Consider the following 16677-nt stretch of genomic DNA (forward strand, 5'->3'; position numbering starts at 1 on the left):
CCCGTCAGGCGCTCAGGCCCGACGGCGGCGCGCACCCACCAGGAGCACGGCACCTCCCCCGAGGAGCAGCAGGGCCGCCGCGGCGATCCCCAGTGCCCCCGTACCGGTGACGGCCAGCCCGCTGCCCGCAGTGTTGGTGAGCGTCACCTCGACCACCTGTCCGGCACCGATCGTGATCGACGAGACCTTCTCGCCGTCGACCGTGAAGACCGGGGTCCCCCAGCTGACGCCGTCGATCTTCGGCAGGCCCGTCTCCTCGAGCTCGACGACCGTCCCTGCCGGGAGGTTCGCCGGGCCGTCGACGACCGTGCCGTCGGCGCGGACCGTCAGCGTGCCCTCCTGGTGCTCACCGTTCACGGTCCCGGAGAAGGTCACCGTGAACTCGGTGTCCGCGGGGACCTTGGCGGCGTTCGGGCCCTCGACCTTCTTGAGGATCGAGAAGCTGCCGACCTGGGCCGCCACGACGTCGGCCGTGTTGGTCACCGTGACCACGGCGGACGTGCCGTCCGCGACCGTGACCGTGGCCGGGCTGAAGGCCGGGGCGCCCCACACCACGCCCGAGAGCTCGGGCAGGTCGACCTCCCCGAACGTCACCACGGTGCCGACCGGCAGGTTCTGCGGGCCGTCGACGAGCGTGCCGTCCGCGCGGACGGTCGCCGTGCCCGAGGTAGGCACGCCGTCCAGCTCGTAGGAGTACGTGACCGTGAACTCGGTGCCCGCGGGCACGGCTCCCGAAGCAGCTCCCGCGACGACCTTGCGCAGCGAGAAACCGCCGGCGGGCTCGTCGGTCGCGGTGTTGGTCACCGTGACCTCGGTGGTGACGTCGTCCTCGATCGTGACCGAGGCCGGGCTGAACGCCGGGGCGCCCCACACCACGCCGTCGATCGACGGCAGGTCGATCTCCTCGAACGTCACGACGGTCCCGACCGGCAGGTTCTGCGGGCCGTTCACGACCGTGCCGTCCGCGAGGACGCTCAGCGTGCTCGACGTCGGTACGCCACCCAGCTCGTAGGAGTACGCCACCGTGAACTCGGTGCCGCCCGGCACCAGGCCGGAGGCCTCGCCCGTGACGGCCTTCTGGAGCGAGAACCCGCCGGCCGGGGCGTCGGTCGCGGTGTTGGTCAGCGTGACCTTCGGGTTGGTGCCATCACCGATCGCGAGCGTCTCGGGGCTGAACACCGGGGCGCCCCACACCACGCCGTCGATCGACGGCAGGTCGAGCTCGTCGAACGTGACGACCGTCCCGAAGGGCAGGTTCTGCGGGCCGTCCACGACCTTGCCGTCCGTGAGGACGCTCAGCGTGCCCGACGTCGGCACCCCGTCCAGCTCGTAGGAGTACGTGACCGTGAACTCGGTGCCTTCGGGCACGAGGTCAGCGGCCTCGCCCGTGACGACCTTCTGGAGCGAGAAGCCACCCACGACCAGGTCGGCACGGTTCGTCAGCGTGACCTCGGGGCTGGTGCCGTCCTCGATCGTGACGGACTCCGGGCTGAAGATCGCGGTCCCCCAGCTCACGCCGGGGATCTCCGGCAGCGCGACCTCCTCGAACGTCACGACGGTGCCGGCCACCAGGTTCTGCGGACCGTTCACGACCGTGCCGTCCGCGAGGACCGTCAGCCGGCTGCTCGTGGGGGTCCCGTCGATCTCGTAGGAGAACGCGACCGTGAACTCGGTGCCCGCCGGGACCAGGCCGGTCGCAGCGCCCTCGACGACCTTCCGGAGCGAGAACCCGCCCACGGGGACGACGACGGCGTCGGCCGTGTTGGTGACGGTCACCTGGGCATCGACGTCGTCCGCGACGGTCACGGTCGCCGGGCTGAACGCCGGGGCGCCCCAGACCACACCGTCGATGGTCGGCAGGTTGATCTCACCGAACGTGACCTCGGTCCCCACCGGCAGGTTCTGCGGGCCGTTCACGACCGTGCCGTCCGCGAGGACGGTCGCCGTGCCCGAGGTGGGCACGCCGTCCAGCTGGTAGGAGTAGGTGACCGTGAACTCGGTACCTGCGGGGACCAGTCCCGACGCCGTACCGGTGACGGTCTTGCGCAGCGAGAAGCCACCCGCCGGGACGTCGGTCGCGGTGTTCGTCACCGTGACCTCGGCGTTGACGTCGTCGACGATCGTCACGGTCGCGGGGCTGAACGTCGGCGCACCCCACACGACGCCGTCGACGGCCGGGAACGAGACCTCGCCGAACGTGACCTCGGTGCCGACGGGGAGGTTCTGCGGACCGTTCACGACCGTGCCGTCCGCGCGGACGGTCACCGTGCCCGAGGTGGGAACACCGTCCAGCTCGTAGGAGTAGACGACCGAGAACTGTGTGCCCGCCGGGACGAGGTCCGACGCCTCACCCGTGACGACCTTCTGTACCGAGAACCCACCCGCGGGCGCATCGGTCGCGGTGTTGGTCAGGACGATCGTGGGGTTCTCGTCCGCCGCGACGGTCAGGGTGTCCGGGCTGAACACCGGAGCGCCCCACACCACACCGTCGACGTTGGGAAGCGAGACCTCGTCGAACGAGACCACGGTCCCTGCGGGCAGGTTCTGCGGGCCGTTCACGACCGTACCGTCGGCCGTCACGACGAGCGTGCCCGTCACGGGGGCGCCCGCGAGCTCGTACGAGTACGCGACCGTGAACTCGGTGCCCTCGGGCACCAGGTCGGCGGCCTCACCCGTGACGGCCTTCTGGAGCGAGAAGCCACCCACGCGGACGACCACGGGGGCCGCGGTGTTGGTCACCGTGACCTGGGCGTCGACACCGTCGCTGATCGTGACGGACTCCGGGCTGAACGTCGGCGCACCCCACACCACGCCGGCCACGTCGGGCAGGTCGATCTCGGTGAAGGTCACGACCGTCCCGACGGGAAGGTCCTGCGGACCGTCGACGAACGTCCCGTCAGCGAGCACCGTCAGGGTGCCACGCTGTGTCTGGCCGTCGAGCTCGTAGGCGTAGGCGACCGTGAACTCGGTGCCCTCGGGGACCAGCCCGGCCGCGGAACCGAGCAGCTCCTTGGCGACGGAGAACCCGCCGGCCGGGGCGTCGACCAGGTTCGCGGTGTTCGTGAGGCGGACCGCGACGGTGCCACCGGCACCCAGCGTGACCGGGCTGCTCGGCTCGAACGTGGGTGTTCCCCACTCGACGCCGGGGACCTCGGGCAGGCGAGGCTCGGACAGCGTGACGACCGTGCCTTCGGGCAGGCCCTGCGGACCCGTGACCGCTGTGCCGTCCGCGAGGACGTCGAGGGTGCCCGTGATGGTCGTGCCGTCCAGGACGTAGGAGTAGTCGACCTCGAACGTGGTCCCGGCCGGCACGGCGTCCGCGCCGCTGCCGGTCACGCTCTTCGCCACGGAGAACGTCGCCCCCGAGGCGTCTCGGCACGCGAAGGGGCCGGGACCGATCCACGGGTAGTTGTGCATCTCCAGGCCGCCCGGGACGTTCGACGCCCCGAACGTGAGGTCTCCGCCGACGAGGACGCGACCGTTGGTGCTCGTGGCGATCGTGGCATCCGCCCGGGGGGCAAGGATCGAACCCATGAACTGGTCACCCCGACCGATCGTCAGCGACGGGGTTTCGGCGAAGTTCCACAGGATCCGCGCGGACCAGAGCCCGAACTGCGGGTTGCGCGAGTCGGCCCAGTTGAGCGGGGTGTAGCCGTTCCCTGCCCAGGCGTTGGGCGCGATGTCGACGGGGTCCGTCCCGGTCACGTTGATGGCGATCGCCACGCCGTCGGGGATGCCGACGAAGCTGTAGTCCCTAGCGCCGTTGAGCTCGGCGGCGGAGAGCGTGAACACCTGCGGGTCGCTCGCCCCCGAGCCTGTGAACGTCAGCTGCTCACCCGACCGGGTGACTGACGTCCCGCCCCACGACGCGATCGTCGCCGAGGCGTCGTCGACGATCGAGCGGTAGTCGTTCCACGGTGACAGTGCTGTAGCTGCGCCCACCCCGGTGACGATCGGTGCAGCCGAGACGGTGCCCGTGGTGCTCAGTGTCCCGTCGGCAGTGAGAGTACCGCCGACCTCCACACCGCCCCCGTTGGGCTGAGTCGATCCAACAGTGAGGCCAGTGCCTGCCGCGATCGTCATGTCGCCGCCGACGTGGAGCATGGTCGAACCATCGGCCGGCGCGATCTGCGACCCGGCTCCCACCGCACCGATGCTGAAGTTGCCCGGCGCATCGAACGTGGCCCGACCATCGACGACGAGGACCCCTTCGGACTCCGCCGCCGTGTACTGCGCGGTGTAGTCGCCCCCCGTCCACACCGCGACGTTGTTGTCGGTGAAGACAGGGGTGCCGATGTGCACGGGCGGTTCCAGTCCCGGCGCCGGGCACATCGGTGACTGTGCCGCCGCGGCGGGCGCGGCGAGCGGCCCGGCCCCGAGGGCGACGGCTCCCGTCAGGGCGAGGAGCGCGGACGTCGCCGCAGCGACGGTTCGCTGGAGCGGGGAGGCCGCTCGGCTGCGAACCCTGAAGGGGGTACTCATGACACTCTCCTGGTGTTTCGTGGACGGTCGTCCAACTTCCTACTCAGGAGACCTCGCAAACCCTCCGGCATGACGCGAGCTCGATGTGCCCTCTGTCACAGATCCGTGCAATATCGCGCCCCAGGAGGCGATATGACGGACATTGCATGACGAACGTGGTATATCCACGCCACGTCGCGGCCCGCCTCCTCGGCGGCCTGACCTCACGACGCAGGAGGCCGCCCCGTCGTGACGACGGGACGGCCTCCTGCGCGTCAGGGAATGGTGGCGCTGCTAGTGCCCGCCGGAGGCCAGGAACCAGATGCCCACCGCGCACGCGGCCAGCACGGTCCCGAAGCACAGCACGGCTGCGGCGAGACGGACGCCCGAGGGGCGTGCCGTCGTCGGGCCGGCGGCGTCCGTGCCCGACGGCGCACCCTCCACCGCGAGCGCGGCGCCCCCCGCGGGGGCGAGCAGGCGGACGCCCAGCGCGAACAGCGCGGGCAGCCCCGCACCGACGATCGCACCGGCGACGACGACCTGGAGCAGCGCGTCGAACTGGATGAACTCGCTCATGCGGGGACTCCCTCGCGACGGGTGGTGGTCGGGGCTGCGGCGACCGTGGCCTCGGCCTCGGCCGTCGCCTCGGCGGCGACGACGGTGAAGGTCTCGGCGGCGTCGACCACGGCGGCCGGCGTCTCGTCGCCGTCCCACTCGTCGTTGACGTTGTCCGCGGAGATCGGCTTGCGGCGCGAGGCGATCCAGATCGCGGCCGAGACGCCGATGAGGAGCGTGAAGACCGCGACGGTCCCGCCGACGCCGCCGATGACGTCCTGGAGCCAGAAGCAGAACGCGCCGACCAGGCCCGCGGCGGGGAGCGTCAGCCCCCAGGCGGCGAGCATCTTGCCCGCGACGCCCCAGCGGACCTTCGCACCCGGCATGCCGACGCCGGACCCGAGGATCGAGCCCGTCGCGACGTGGGTCGTCGAGAGCGAGAAGCCGAAGTGGCTCGAGAGGAGGATGACCGCGGCCGAGGACGTCTCGGCGGCCATGCCCTGGCGCGAGTCGATCTCGACGAGGCCCTTGCCGAGCGTGCGGATGACGCGCCAGCCGCCCAGGTAGGTACCCAGGGCCATGAAGGTCGCGCAGGCGAGGACCACCCAGAACGGGACGCCCGAGTCGGCCGGGACCGCGCCGCCCGCGATGAGCGCGAGCAGGATGATGCCCATCGACTTCTGTGCGTCGTTGGTGCCGTGCGCGAGCGAGACCAGCGATGCGGACCCGATCTGGCCCCAGCGGAAGCCGCGGCTCGTCGTGTCCTGCGGCAGGTCCTTGGTGATGCGCGCGACCAGGAAGGTACCGAGCGCGGCCACCCCGATCGCGATCACGGGCGCGAGCAGCGCCGGGATCATCACCTTGGACAGGACGCCGGTCCACAGGACCCCGCTCGTACCGACCGCAGCCAGGACCGAGCCCACGACGCCGCCGATGAGGGCGTGCGAGGAGCTCGACGGGATACCCAGCAACCAGGTCAGCAGGTTCCAGGTGATACCACCCACCAGACCGGCGAGCACCACCTCGAGGGTGATGATGTTCGCGTCCACGATCCCCTTGGCGATGGTCGCCGCCACGGCCAGGGACAGGAACGCCCCGACGAGGTTGAGGACTGCAGACAGCGCGACGGCGGTCTTGGGCTTGAGGGCACGTGTAGCGATGGACGTGGCCATCGCGTTGCCGGTGTCGTGGAAGCCGTTCGTGAAGTCGAAGGCCAGGGCCGTCACTACCACGAGCGCGAGCAGGATCGTCTCGGTCACGTACTCCATGGTGAATGGTGCTCGACGGGGGAATGAACCAAGTCGGCGAGTCTTCGACGACTGTTCACCTGGTGTTCATCTGGCGTTCGAAGGCCCTTCGAAAAGGGTCTGTGGGGGCTGCGCGGAGCGGGCCGGATGGGCGGTTCCGGCTCGCCATCCGGACACTGCACAGCCGATCCTCCTCACCCCTCGCGCCCCTCCAGGACCGCGAGGTAGTGCGGGTTCTCCATGACGCCGAGCACGTTGCCGAACGGGTCCACGACGGCCGCGGTCACGAACCCGCCGTCGCCCTGCGGGGTCACGGGCTGGTACTCGGTCCCGCCCAGCGCGAGCAGTCGCTCGTAGGTCGCCGCGACGTCGTCGACGTGCCAGTAGACGACCGCCCCGCCGGGCTGCGTCGCGGCGCCCGCGGGCGCGTACGAACGGTCGATGATGCCGAGCTCGTGCTGGTAGTCGCCCACGCGGAACTCGACGTACGCGGCCGGGGCCGGCGCGGGCGGCATGACGTAGTACGGGTCGACGCCGAACACCTCGATGTACCAGGCGACCGCGGCCGGGACGTCGTCGGACCAGAAGCTCACGGTCGTCAGGCCGCGCGGGGTCGTGGCAGCGGTGCGTGCGGTGGTCGCGCTCGGGGTCGTGCGGGTCGTGTCGCTCATCGTCGGGCTCCTCGTCCGGGGCGGTCCAGCAACGGTTCGTGCTGATGTCTCCCACGCTAGAGACCCTTGTGGAACGTGCGGTTCCTCAATCGCTGCGAGACTCGAGGAATGCTGGATACCTCGGTACGGCTCCTGCGGTTGCTGTCGCTGCTCCAGGTGCGGCGAGAGTGGTCGGGCGCGGACCTCGCGGCGCGCCTCGACGTCACGACGCGCACGGTGCGCAACGACGTCGAACGCCTGCGCCTGCTGGGCTACGAGGTGCGTTCGCGTACCGGGACCGCGGGCGGCTACCGCCTCGCGGCGGGCTCCGAGCTGCCGCCGCTCCTGCTCGACGACGACGAGGCCGTCGCGGTCGCCGTGGGCCTCCAGGCCGCGGCCGCGGGGTCGGTCACGGGCATCGAGGAGACGTCGGTGCGGGCGCTGGCCAAGCTCGAGCGGTCGCTCCCGTCGCGGTTGCGCCACCGCGTCGACGCGCTGCGCCGCGCGACCGTGTCGGCAGCGGCGGGCGGCCCGACGGTCGACGCCGAGGTCCTCACCGCGGTCTCGACCGCGATCAGCCGCAGGGAGCGCGTGCGCTTCGACTACGTCGGGCGCGACGGCCTGGCAACCCTGCGCGACGTCGAGCCGCACCGCCTCGTCTACACGGGCCGCCGCTGGTACCTGCTCGCGTGGGACACCGCGCGCGAGGACTGGCGGACGTTCCGTGCCGACCGCATGAGCCCGCGCACCCCGGGCGGACCGCGGTTCACGCCGCGCGAGCCGCCCGAGCCCGACGTGGCCCAGCACGTCGTGCGGGGCGTCGGGTCGACCGCCTGGCGTCATCGGCCGCGCATCCGCTTCCTTGCGCCCGCGACGGAGATCGCCGCGCGCGTCACCCCGACCGCAGGCATCCTCACGGGGTCCGACGACGGCACGTGCGTCCTGGAGACCGGCTCGGACTCGCTGATCGACGTCGCGGGCTTCCTCGCGACGATCGACACCCCGTTCGAGGTGCTCGACCCGCCCGAGCTGCGCGACCTGCTGCGGCGCCTCGCCGACCTCTACTCGGCGGGCGCGCGCGAGCCGGCGGGTGGAGCAGGTACGCCGTAGCCGGTCACCCGGCGGGCCGCATGAGGGGCGGGTTGAGCACGGCGGGCACCGACGCAGGGGCCTCGTCCTTCCCGACGGCGTCACGCGCCCTGGCGGCCCGCTCCGCCTCGGGCGCGAGCCGGTAGAGCGCGGCGGGCCGGCCCGTCCCGCCCGAGGTCGACTCCCCCGTCTCGACGAGGAACCCCGGGGTCCCGACGGCCTTGCGGTGGAAGTTGCGGGGGTCGAGGCGCGTGCCCCACACGGCCTCGTAGACCGCGCGGAGCTGGGCGATCGTGAACTCGGGGCCGCAGAAGGCCGTCGCGAGCGTCGAGTACTCGAGCTTGGCGCGGGCGCGCTCGACACCGTCGCGCAGGATCCGGTGGTGGTCGAACGCGAGGCCGGCGCCGTCCGCGAGCGCCTCGTCCACGGGGTACCAGCCGACCTGCGCGGCGTCGCTGCCCGCGGCCGGCAGGCCGTAGGTGGGCGCGAGCAGCAGGTGCGCGACCGAGAGCACGGGGCCGCGGGGGTCCCGGTCGAGCGGGCCGTAGGTGCGCAGCTGCTCGAGGTGCCCGGGGACCGCGACGCCCGTCTCCTCGGCGAGCTCGCGAGCCGCGGCCTGTGGCAGCGTCTCGGCGGGCAGGACGAACCCGCCCGGCAGGGCGAGCCGGTCGCGGAACGGGTCGAGCAGGCGCGTCACGAGCAGCACCTGGAGCGTGCCGTCGCGGACCGTGAGCGCGACGACGTCGACCGTGACGGGGATCCGGGCGGCCGAAGGCGGCGTGGCTGCCGCGGGTGACGCGGGCGTCTCGCGAGGGCTCATGCTCCCCACCCTACCTGCTTATCGTCAAGTTGACTCTAAAGACGTTCGAGGCTTATCGTCAATGTGACACAAATACCGACGACGGACGGAGCCTCCCATGGCCACCATCAAGCGCTACCCCTGGCTGCGACACTTCCTCGGCAGCCCCACGGGCGCCGTGATCCACCTCAAGGCGGGGCGGGTCGCGCACCACGGGATCGGCCAGGCTTTCTGGTTCCGGCCAGGCACGTCGGTGCTCAGCGAGGTGCCGGTCGACGACCAGGAGCTGCCCGTCCTCTTCCACGCCACGACGCGTGACCACCAGGACGTCACGGTCCAGGTCAACGTGACCTACCGCTTCGCCGACCCGGCGGTCGTCTCGCAGCGCCTCGACTTCGGGATCGACCCCGACTCGGGCGCCGCCACGACGACGGGCCGGGACCAGGTCGCGACGATCATCGGCCAGCTCGCGCAGAGCCACGCGATCGACCACCTCGCAGCCGTGCCGCTCACGACCGCGCTCGAGCAGGGCGTGAGCCAGGTCCGGGCCCAGCTCGTCGAGGCGCTGGGGTCCGACGCCCGGCTGGCCTCGACGGGCATCGAGGTCCTGGGGGTCCACGTGCTCGCAGTCCGTCCCGACGGCGACGTCGAGCGCGCCCTGCAGACCCCGCTGCGCGAGCACGTCCAGGCCGAGGCCGACCGGTCGACGTACGAGCGGCGGGCGCTCGCGGTCGAGCGCGAGCGCACCATCTCGGAGAACGAGCTCGCGAGCCGGATCGAGCTCGCGACGCGGCGCGAGCAGCTCGTCGCGCAGGAGGGGGCCAACGCGCGGCGCGAGGCCGAGGAGGCGGCGGCTGCCGCCCTCGTCGAGGCCCGGGCCGCGGCCGAGCGGCGCGACCTGACCTCGCTCGCGCAGGCCGAGGAGATCCGCCGGATCGGCGAGGCGAACAACGCGAAGTTCCGGACCGTCATGGACGTCTACGAGGGAATGGACCGGTCGACCATCCTGGCCGTGGCGATGCGCGACCTCGCCGGGGCCCTGCCCAAGATCGGCAGCCTGACCATCACGCCCGACCTCCTCAGCGGGGCGCTCGCCGCGCTCACGGGAGCGGGTTCGGCCGCCGGCGCGGGCGCGGGCGGCCCCGTGGCCCCCGCCCACCGGGGAGCCTGACGTGCCCCTCCAGCGGCGGGCCGTCGTCGTGCACCGACGCACCGAGCTCGACGAGCTCCTCGACCGGCACGCGACCCGTGGGCAGGCCGAGTTCTTCCTCCGCTCGCGCGGCCGCACCCTTGCCGCGGTCCAGGAGCGGCACGACACCGTGACCGCGGCGCGAGCCCGGGTCGCCGCCGCGATCCCCGAGGAGTGGCGTCGTGCCGACGTCGAGCGGGCCGACCTCGGCCGGTTCCTCGTGGCCCCCGAGGACGTCGTGGTCGTGGTCGGGCAGGACGGCCTGGTCGCGAACGTCGCCAAGTACCTCACGGACCAGCCCGTGCTGGGCGTCGACCCCGAGCCGGGGACCAACGCTGGCGCGCTCGTCCGGCTCGACGTCCCGACGGCCGTCGGGCTCCTGCAGCGCGCGGGCCGCGCGACGCGAGCAGCGACGGCAGCTCACGAGACGGGCGGGCGCGCGCCCAGCGGGCCCGACGACGGCGCCACGAGCCACGTGCTCGGGCTGCGGACCGAGGACCTCACCACGGTCCGGGCGTCGCTCGACGACGGTCAGGTCCTCACCGCGCTCAACGAGGTCTTCGTCGGTCACCCGTCGCACCAGTCGGCGCGCTACCGGATCGCGGCGGACGGTCCGGGCGACGCGTCCGGCGGTCGAGGCGTGACCCGCGGATCCGTCAGGAACGAGCGCCAGTCCTCGTCAGGGGTCATCGTCGCGACGGGGGCCGGGGCCACGGGGTGGTGCGCGTCGATCGCTCGCGAGCGCGGCGGACGCCGGCTCCCCGGCCCCACCGACCCGGCACTCGCATGGTTCGTGCGCGAGGCGTGGCCGTCACCCGCGACGGGAGCAGACCTGACCGAGGGGCTGCTCGACGCGGGCGGCGAGCTCCGGCTCACGGTCGAGTCGGACCAGCTCGTGGTGTTCGGCGACGGCGTCGAGTCGGACCGGCTCGTCGCGTCGTGGGGCCAGGAGGTCACGGTGCGGGTCGGGGAGAACCGGTTGCGGCTGGTCGTGGGGTGACCTGGTCGTCGCCGGGCAGGACCGCCCGAGGTCGGTCATGGTGGAGGGATGACGACCTATTCCGGGACGAAGGAGTTCGAGGGCGCGACCTTCGTCAGGGCCAGCTTCAAGGGCGCCACCCTGCGGTTCTCCGACGTCAGCGGCGTGAGGATGCGCGGCGTCGACCTGGACGGGCTCGACGTCGACAGCCACGACCTGTTCTTCGGCAGCCTGATCGTCAACGGGGTCGACGTGGTGCCGTTCGTGGACGCCGAGCTCAACCGGCAGTTCCCGGGCCGCGAGCTGCAGAAGTCGGAGACGGTCGAAGGGCTGCGCGAGGGGTGGGTCGCCGTGCAGTCCGCGTGGCAGGAGACGGTGGAGCGCACACCTCCGGACCTGGTGGACGCCCACGTGGAGGACGAGTGGTCGCTGGCCCAGACCCTGCGTCACCTCGTCCTGGCGACGGACGCCTGGCTCCGCGGTGGGATCCTGCGGATCGAGCAACCGTTCCACGAGATCGGGCAGATCTTCACCGGCGCCGGCGAGATGGGCTTCGACATGTCGATCTTCCGCACGGACACACCGACGTACGAGGAGATCCTCGCGGTGCGGGCCGAGCGGCAGGGGCAGGTGACCGCGTTCCTGGCCACGGCCACCCCGGAGCTGCTCGCGGAGGAACGCGACGACCCCTGGGGCGGCGGAGACTGGCATCCCAGCGTCGGGGACTGCGTGCGCGTGATCCTGGAGGAGGAGTGGGCGCACCTGCGCTACGTCCGGCGGGATCTCGCTCTGCTGCGTGGGGCCCCGCTCGCGTCGCCGTGAGGCCCGGGCCGGGTGGGCCCGAGGGGACACTCCTGCCGTCGTGAGCTCGTCGCCTACGAACACTGCGCCGCCCGGCGATGAGTTCCGCCCCGCACCACGGTCAGACCTGGGAGCGAGCGAGCGAGAGGAAGCACCCATGCTGGAGCAGGTTGCGCAGGGCGTGATGGTCCATCGGAGCGAGCTGCTCCAGATCAACACCGTCGTCGTACAGGGCCAGACCGGCGTCCTGGTCGTCGACCCGGGACTGACGCGCTCCGAGATGGCCTGCCTGGCCGAGGACCTGCGCGAGCTGGGCATGCCGGTCGTGGCCGGCTTCTCGACACATCCCGACTGGGATCACGTGCTCTGGCACCCTGGCCTCGGCGACGCCCCCCGCTACGGGACGGCTCGCTGCGCGGCCGTCATGCGCGACGTGCGGTCGCAGCCGGACTGGAGGGACCGCGCCGCCGATGGCCTGCCACCAGAGATCGCCGAAGAGACACCGCTGGAGGGGTACGGCCTCATCACCGGCCTGCCCGCCGGAACCGCGCGGATCCCGTGGGACGGCCCGGAGGCACACATCGTCGAGCATCCGGCGCACGCTCCCGGTCATGCCGCCTTGCTGATCGAAGCGCGCGGCGTCCTCGTCGCCGGCGACATGCTCTCCGACCTCTTCGTCCCCATGCTCGACGACTTCGGAGAGACCAACGATCCGATCGAGGAGTACCTCGTGGGGCTCCAGGTGCTCGAAGACGCGGCGGACGACGTCGCCGTCCTCGTTCCTGGCCATGGGTCCGTCTGCGGAGCTGATCAGGTACGTGCACGGATCGACCTGGACCGGTCGTACGTGCATGCCTTACGAGACGGAACCGCTACCGATGACCCGCGGATCGGCCCATCGGCCAAGCCCGGCTGGGAATGGGTGAACGACATCCACGAGGGACAGGCCCAGGGCGTCGCACGACGAAGAGAGCGCGACGAGCTGCCCGGCTAGAGGCTCCGACTCACGAGCCGCTGACGCACCGCAGAAGGATCACGCCTACGGAGCGCCGATCCGCACCGGCAGAGCGACCGTCGCTCCTCGCATAGGGTCCGGGGATGGAACGATCCACCCTCTTTCGCCTGGCGCACTCCGAGCACCCGATCGCGTCGCCGCTGAGCGATGCCCGCGTCGAAGGCCTCCTCGACCGGACGACGGGCGGCCGACGGAGCGTGCTCGACCTCGGGTGCGGTGACGGCACGTGGCTGCTGCGGGCGCTGGGCCGGGAACCCGGCCTCACCGCGGTGGGGGTGGACATGTCCGACGTCGGGTTCGAGGAGACGCGGGCCAAGGCTGCTGCCGCGGGCATGGCGGACCGGCTGACGCTGGTTCAGGGCGACGTCCGGGAGTACGTGAGCGAGGCGCCGTTCGACGCGGTGCTCAGCGTGGGCGCGGCGTACGCGTTCGGGGGCCTCGGCCCCACGCTCGAGGCCGCGCGCGGCCACCTCGCCGCCGGCGGTCTGCTCCTGCTCGGTGACTGCTTCTGGCCTGCGCCTCCGACAGCGGCCGTCCTCGACGGCCTCGGTGGCCTCTCGGCGGACGAGTACCTCGACCTGCCCGGCACCGTCGACCTCGTGACGCGGCACGGGTGGGCGACGGTGCACGGGCACGTCAGCACGCTCGAGGAGTGGGACGACTACGAGTGGGCGTGGACCGGGGCTCCGGCACGCTGGGCGGTCGAGAACCCGGACCACCCTGACGCGGGTGAGGTGCTCTCCGAGGTCGAGAAGCACCGCAACGGCTGGCTCCAGGGGTACCGAGGCGGTCTGGGGTTCGTCACGCTGGTCCTGCACCCGGGCCGGGCGACCGTCACGAGTCCCTGAAGATCCGTCTCCAGGTAGCGTCGAGATCCAGGTCCGACGCACCCAGACTGCCCCTGCCGCGCCACCTCCTTGCTACAGACTCCCACCCGGCTCGTCGCCAGGGAGAACATGGCTCTCTCGCCGCAAGACTGCGTCAGCCCGCCACGGTGCGGGTCGGATCGGCGATGCCCTTGACAGCAATTCTGACTACGCTCAGACTTGAGTGGAGTCGGGACGGTCGTCGGGTAGGGGATCTGGCATGTCGGAGCAGCAAGGGCCGTTGGTCTCTCGGAGGCGCCCACCCGGGTGGTCGACGTTGCGGGTGCGGGTCTCGTGTATCGCGATCTGGGGCCGCGATCTGGGGTCCCGTTGGTGGTTCTGACGCATCTGGGGGCGAATCTGGACGGTTGGGATCCGCGGATCCTGGAGGGGCTCTCGCAGGATCGTCGCGTCATCGCTCTGGGCTACCGCGGTGTGGGGGAATCGACCGGGCAGGTTCGCGACTCCATCGAGGAGATGGCCGCGGACGCGATGGGAGCGATCCAGGGCCTGGGGTTCGATCGGATCGATCTGTTCGGTCTGTCGATGGGCGGCATGGTCGCCCAGGCGATGGCCGCGAAGGCTCCGGGATCGATCGATCGACTGATCTTGGCAAGCTCCGGGCCTGCGGGTGGGCCGGGGATTCTTGCCATGACTCGCGTCATGGTGAGCACCGTGCTTCGTGCTGCGGTCACGTTCACCGATCCGAGGGTCCTGCTGTTCTTCACCCGCACTCCTGCTGGAAGGCTGGCCGCTCGCGAGTACATCGTGCGGCTCAGGGAGCGCAGGAGCATGCGAGAGAAGGGCGTCAGTCCTGGCGTCTACCGGGCACAGCTGGCCGCCGTGCATCGCTGGGGCCGCCAGCAGCCCGCTGACCTGTCGGTGTGGTCGGGGCCCGTGTGGATCGTCCATGGCGACAGCGACCGGATGGTGCCACCGGCCAACGCCGCCGCCCTGGCAGGCCTCCTGCCTGCCGCCTCGGTCACGATGTACCCGGACTCAGGGCACGGCGCGGTCTTTCAGCATCACAGCGCGTTCGTCGCCGCCGCGCGCGACTTCCTGCGTCGCTGACCACCATCACCCCACCGACAGATCCGTAGGAGACAGAGAGATCATGCGAGCGTTCGTGTTCGACAAGTACAAGGGCCCCCTGCAGGAGACAGACGTCTCTGAACCGGCCGTCGGCGAGCACGACGTGCTCGTACGGGTGCAGGCCGCCGGGCTGAACCAGCTCGACGAGAAGATCCGCACCGGCGAGTTCAAGCAGATCCTGCCGTACAAGCTCCCGTTGATCCTCGGCCACGACCTCGCCGGGACCGTGGTCCGCGTCGGTGCGAAGGTGCAGGGGTTCGAGCCGGGTGACGAGGTCTACGCTCGCCCGCGCGACGGCCGGATCGGCACCTTCGCCGAACGCATCGCCGTCGACGAAGCCGACCTGGCACTCAAGCCCGCATCGATCAGCCTGGAGCAGGCCGGATCCCTGCCGCTGGTGGCCCTGACCGCGTGGCAGGCACTGGTCGAGCGCGGGAAGGTGCAACCGGGCCAGAAGGTCCTCATCCACGCCGGCGCCGGCGGCGTCGGCACGATCGCGATCCAGCTCGCCAAGCACCTGGGTGCGCACGTCGCCACGACCGCCAGCGCGGCCAACGCCGACTTCGTCCGTGAGCTCGGCGCGGACACCGTCATCGACTACCGCAGCCAGGACTTCGAGGAGCTCCTCGACGGATACGACCTGGTCCTGGACAGCCTGGGCGGGCAGAACCTCGAGAAGTCCTTGCGCGTGCTCCGGCCCGGCGGGAAGGCGATCGGGATCTCGGGCCCCCCGGACCCGGCCTTTGCCCGCGAGGCAGGCCTGAACCCGGTCTTGCGCCTCGCGATCACCGCACTGAGCGCCACGATCCGTCGCCAGGCCAAGAAGCTCGGCGTGACCTACGAGTTCCTGCTCATGCGCGCCAGCGGCGACCAGCTGCGCCAGATCACCGCCCTCGTCGAGAAGGGGGCGCTGCGCCCCGTCGTCGGGAAGACGTTCTCCTTCGACCAGACAGCTCAGGCCCTCGACGCCCTTGCCCACGGCAAGGTTCGCGGCAAGGCCGTCATCACCAACCCCTGACCCGTCTCCGACGAGTCCTGATCACGACCAACCTCGAGGGAGACATCATGACCTCCAGCCAAGAGCCCGTCATCACGTCCTACGCGAAGGCCCCGGCAAAGAGCATCACCGCGGGAGAGGTCACGTTCGCCTACCGTGAGCTCGGCCCGAAGGGCGGTATCCCGGTCGTGTTCTTCGTCCACCTGGCCGCGACCCTGGACAACTGGGACCCACGCATCGTGGATGCCATCGCGAAGACCCGTCACGTCATCACGTTCGACCAGCGAGGCGTCGGCGCCTCCTCAGGCACCGTCCCCCACACCCTCGAGGCGGCCGCTGACGACGCCTACACGTTCATCACCGCGCTCGGTCTCGACAAGATCGACATCTTCTCCTTCTCCATGGGCGGCATGATCGCCCAGGACCTGGTCGTCAAGCACCCTGACCTGGTCCGCAAGCTCGTCCTGACCGGCACCGGCCCCCGCGGCGGGAGGAACATCGACAAGGTCGTGGGAGTCACGTACTGGGACATCTTCCGGTCGGTCATCACCCGGTCGGACCCGAAGGAGTTCCTCTTCTTCAACCGGGACAAGGTCGGCAAGAAGGCCGGGAAGGCGTTCGTGGAACGCCTCAAGGAGCGCACCGTCGACCGTGACGCGCCGATCTCCAACAAGGCGTTCGGCACGCAGCTGAAAGCGATCCAGCGGTACGGCCGCTCGGCCCCGTCGCATCTCTCGGTGATCACTCAGCCGACCCTGATCGCCAACGGCGACAACGACCGCATGGTGCCCTCCATCCTCTCCGCAGACCTGCACCAGCGCATCAAGGGTTCGGAGCTGATCATCTACCCCAACTCCGGCCACGGCGGCATCTTCCAGTACTGGGAGAAGTTCGCCCCGGTCGCCGCGAAATTCCTCACCGACTAGCGCCCGACGGC

General features: G+C 71.2%; 14 protein-coding genes. 9 read left to right on the forward strand and 5 right to left on the reverse strand.

Annotated features, from left to right (window positions below):
• Nucleotides 1-12: 12 nt before the first annotated feature.
• The 4 genes from OERS_RS12460 to OERS_RS12475 all read right to left on the reverse strand — a co-directional run bounded on the left by OERS_RS12460 (nucleotide 13) and on the right by OERS_RS12475 (nucleotide 6934).
• On the reverse strand, nucleotides 13-4482 hold the full coding sequence (locus OERS_RS12460; protein ID WP_083201424.1) for a DUF5979 domain-containing protein: 4470 nt from the start codon (nucleotides 4480-4482) through the stop codon (nucleotides 13-15).
• A 273-nt stretch (nucleotides 4483-4755) separates the two neighbouring features.
• Nucleotides 4756-5037 (reverse strand): hypothetical protein, encoded by a 282-nt coding sequence (locus tag OERS_RS12465; RefSeq protein WP_068626002.1) that lies wholly within the window; start codon nucleotides 5035-5037, stop codon nucleotides 4756-4758.
• Entirely contained in the window at nucleotides 5034-6284 is a 1251-nt protein-coding gene (locus tag OERS_RS12470) for an inorganic phosphate transporter (RefSeq protein ID WP_082618509.1), read from the reverse strand. The genes OERS_RS12465 and OERS_RS12470 overlap by 4 nt, the downstream gene beginning before the upstream one ends.
• Before the next feature lie 173 nt (nucleotides 6285-6457).
• The gene (locus OERS_RS12475; protein ID WP_068626003.1) at nucleotides 6458-6934 is read right to left on the reverse strand and encodes a VOC family protein; all 477 of its coding nucleotides are present in this window, start codon (nucleotides 6932-6934) and stop codon (nucleotides 6458-6460) included.
• Between the two features lie 108 nt (nucleotides 6935-7042).
• Here OERS_RS12475 and OERS_RS12480 point away from each other — a divergent pair, with 108 nt between their 5' ends.
• Nucleotides 7043-8023: a helix-turn-helix transcriptional regulator gene (locus OERS_RS12480; protein WP_068626004.1), complete on the forward strand. Its 981-nt coding sequence runs from the start codon at nucleotides 7043-7045 to the stop codon at nucleotides 8021-8023.
• Between the two features lie 4 nt (nucleotides 8024-8027).
• Here OERS_RS12480 and OERS_RS12485 read toward each other — a convergent pair whose 3' ends face one another.
• On the reverse strand, nucleotides 8028-8822 hold the full coding sequence (locus tag OERS_RS12485) for an NUDIX hydrolase (protein WP_068626005.1): 795 nt from the start codon (nucleotides 8820-8822) through the stop codon (nucleotides 8028-8030).
• A 97-nt stretch (nucleotides 8823-8919) separates the two neighbouring features.
• Between OERS_RS12485 and OERS_RS12490 the strand changes: the two genes are divergently transcribed.
• The 8 genes from OERS_RS12490 to OERS_RS12525 all read left to right on the forward strand — a co-directional run bounded on the left by OERS_RS12490 (nucleotide 8920) and on the right by OERS_RS12525 (nucleotide 16666).
• Complete coding sequence (locus tag OERS_RS12490; RefSeq protein WP_068626006.1) at nucleotides 8920-9972, forward strand: SPFH domain-containing protein; 1053 nt, start codon at nucleotides 8920-8922, stop codon at nucleotides 9970-9972.
• 1 nt (nucleotide 9973) lies between these two features.
• Nucleotides 9974-10990, forward strand: a complete 1017-nt coding sequence (locus OERS_RS12495) for a diacylglycerol kinase catalytic domain-containing protein (RefSeq protein WP_068626007.1) — start codon at nucleotides 9974-9976, stop codon at nucleotides 10988-10990.
• 48 nt (nucleotides 10991-11038) lie between these two features.
• On the forward strand, nucleotides 11039-11791 hold the full coding sequence (locus OERS_RS12500) for a DinB family protein (RefSeq protein WP_068626008.1): 753 nt from the start codon (nucleotides 11039-11041) through the stop codon (nucleotides 11789-11791).
• Between the two features lie 136 nt (nucleotides 11792-11927).
• Nucleotides 11928-12764, forward strand: a complete 837-nt coding sequence (locus tag OERS_RS12505) for an MBL fold metallo-hydrolase (RefSeq protein WP_068626009.1) — start codon at nucleotides 11928-11930, stop codon at nucleotides 12762-12764.
• A 104-nt stretch (nucleotides 12765-12868) separates the two neighbouring features.
• Nucleotides 12869-13633, forward strand: a complete 765-nt coding sequence (locus OERS_RS12510; RefSeq protein ID WP_068626010.1) for an SAM-dependent methyltransferase — start codon at nucleotides 12869-12871, stop codon at nucleotides 13631-13633.
• 351 nt (nucleotides 13634-13984) lie between these two features.
• Nucleotides 13985-14722 carry an alpha/beta fold hydrolase gene (locus OERS_RS12515; RefSeq protein WP_211268476.1) on the forward strand — a complete coding sequence of 246 codons (738 nt, stop codon included), beginning with the start codon at nucleotides 13985-13987 and terminating at the stop codon, nucleotides 14720-14722.
• Between the two features lie 43 nt (nucleotides 14723-14765).
• Complete coding sequence (locus tag OERS_RS12520) at nucleotides 14766-15761, forward strand: NADP-dependent oxidoreductase (protein WP_068626012.1); 996 nt, start codon at nucleotides 14766-14768, stop codon at nucleotides 15759-15761.
• 47 nt (nucleotides 15762-15808) lie between these two features.
• On the forward strand, nucleotides 15809-16666 hold the full coding sequence (locus OERS_RS12525) for an alpha/beta fold hydrolase (RefSeq protein ID WP_068626013.1): 858 nt from the start codon (nucleotides 15809-15811) through the stop codon (nucleotides 16664-16666).
• The last annotated feature ends 11 nt before the right edge of the window (nucleotides 16667-16677 follow it).

Origin of the sequence: Oerskovia enterophila, from assembly GCF_001692445.1 — a bacterium.
Taxonomy (GTDB): Bacteria; Actinomycetota; Actinomycetes; order Actinomycetales; family Cellulomonadaceae; genus Oerskovia; species Oerskovia enterophila.

Coding starts and splice junctions, on each gene's coding strand:
- OERS_RS12460 (WP_083201424.1), bottom strand. CDS start 4,482: ATGAGTACCCCCTTCAGGGTTCGCAGCCGAGCGGCCTCCCCGCTCCAG.
- OERS_RS12510 (WP_068626010.1), top strand. CDS start 12,869: ATGGAACGATCCACCCTCTTTCGCCTGGCGCACTCCGAGCACCCGATC.
- OERS_RS12475 (WP_068626003.1), bottom strand. CDS start 6,934: ATGAGCGACACGACCCGCACGACCCCGAGCGCGACCACCGCACGCACC.
- OERS_RS12505 (WP_068626009.1), top strand. CDS start 11,928: ATGCTGGAGCAGGTTGCGCAGGGCGTGATGGTCCATCGGAGCGAGCTG.
- OERS_RS12485 (WP_068626005.1), bottom strand. CDS start 8,822: ATGAGCCCTCGCGAGACGCCCGCGTCACCCGCGGCAGCCACGCCGCCT.
- OERS_RS12470 (WP_082618509.1), bottom strand. CDS start 6,284: ATGGAGTACGTGACCGAGACGATCCTGCTCGCGCTCGTGGTAGTGACG.
- OERS_RS12525 (WP_068626013.1), top strand. CDS start 15,809: ATGACCTCCAGCCAAGAGCCCGTCATCACGTCCTACGCGAAGGCCCCG.
- OERS_RS12480 (WP_068626004.1), top strand. CDS start 7,043: ATGCTGGATACCTCGGTACGGCTCCTGCGGTTGCTGTCGCTGCTCCAG.
- OERS_RS12465 (WP_068626002.1), bottom strand. CDS start 5,037: ATGAGCGAGTTCATCCAGTTCGACGCGCTGCTCCAGGTCGTCGTCGCC.
- OERS_RS12520 (WP_068626012.1), top strand. CDS start 14,766: ATGCGAGCGTTCGTGTTCGACAAGTACAAGGGCCCCCTGCAGGAGACA.
- OERS_RS12500 (WP_068626008.1), top strand. CDS start 11,039: ATGACGACCTATTCCGGGACGAAGGAGTTCGAGGGCGCGACCTTCGTC.
- OERS_RS12490 (WP_068626006.1), top strand. CDS start 8,920: ATGGCCACCATCAAGCGCTACCCCTGGCTGCGACACTTCCTCGGCAGC.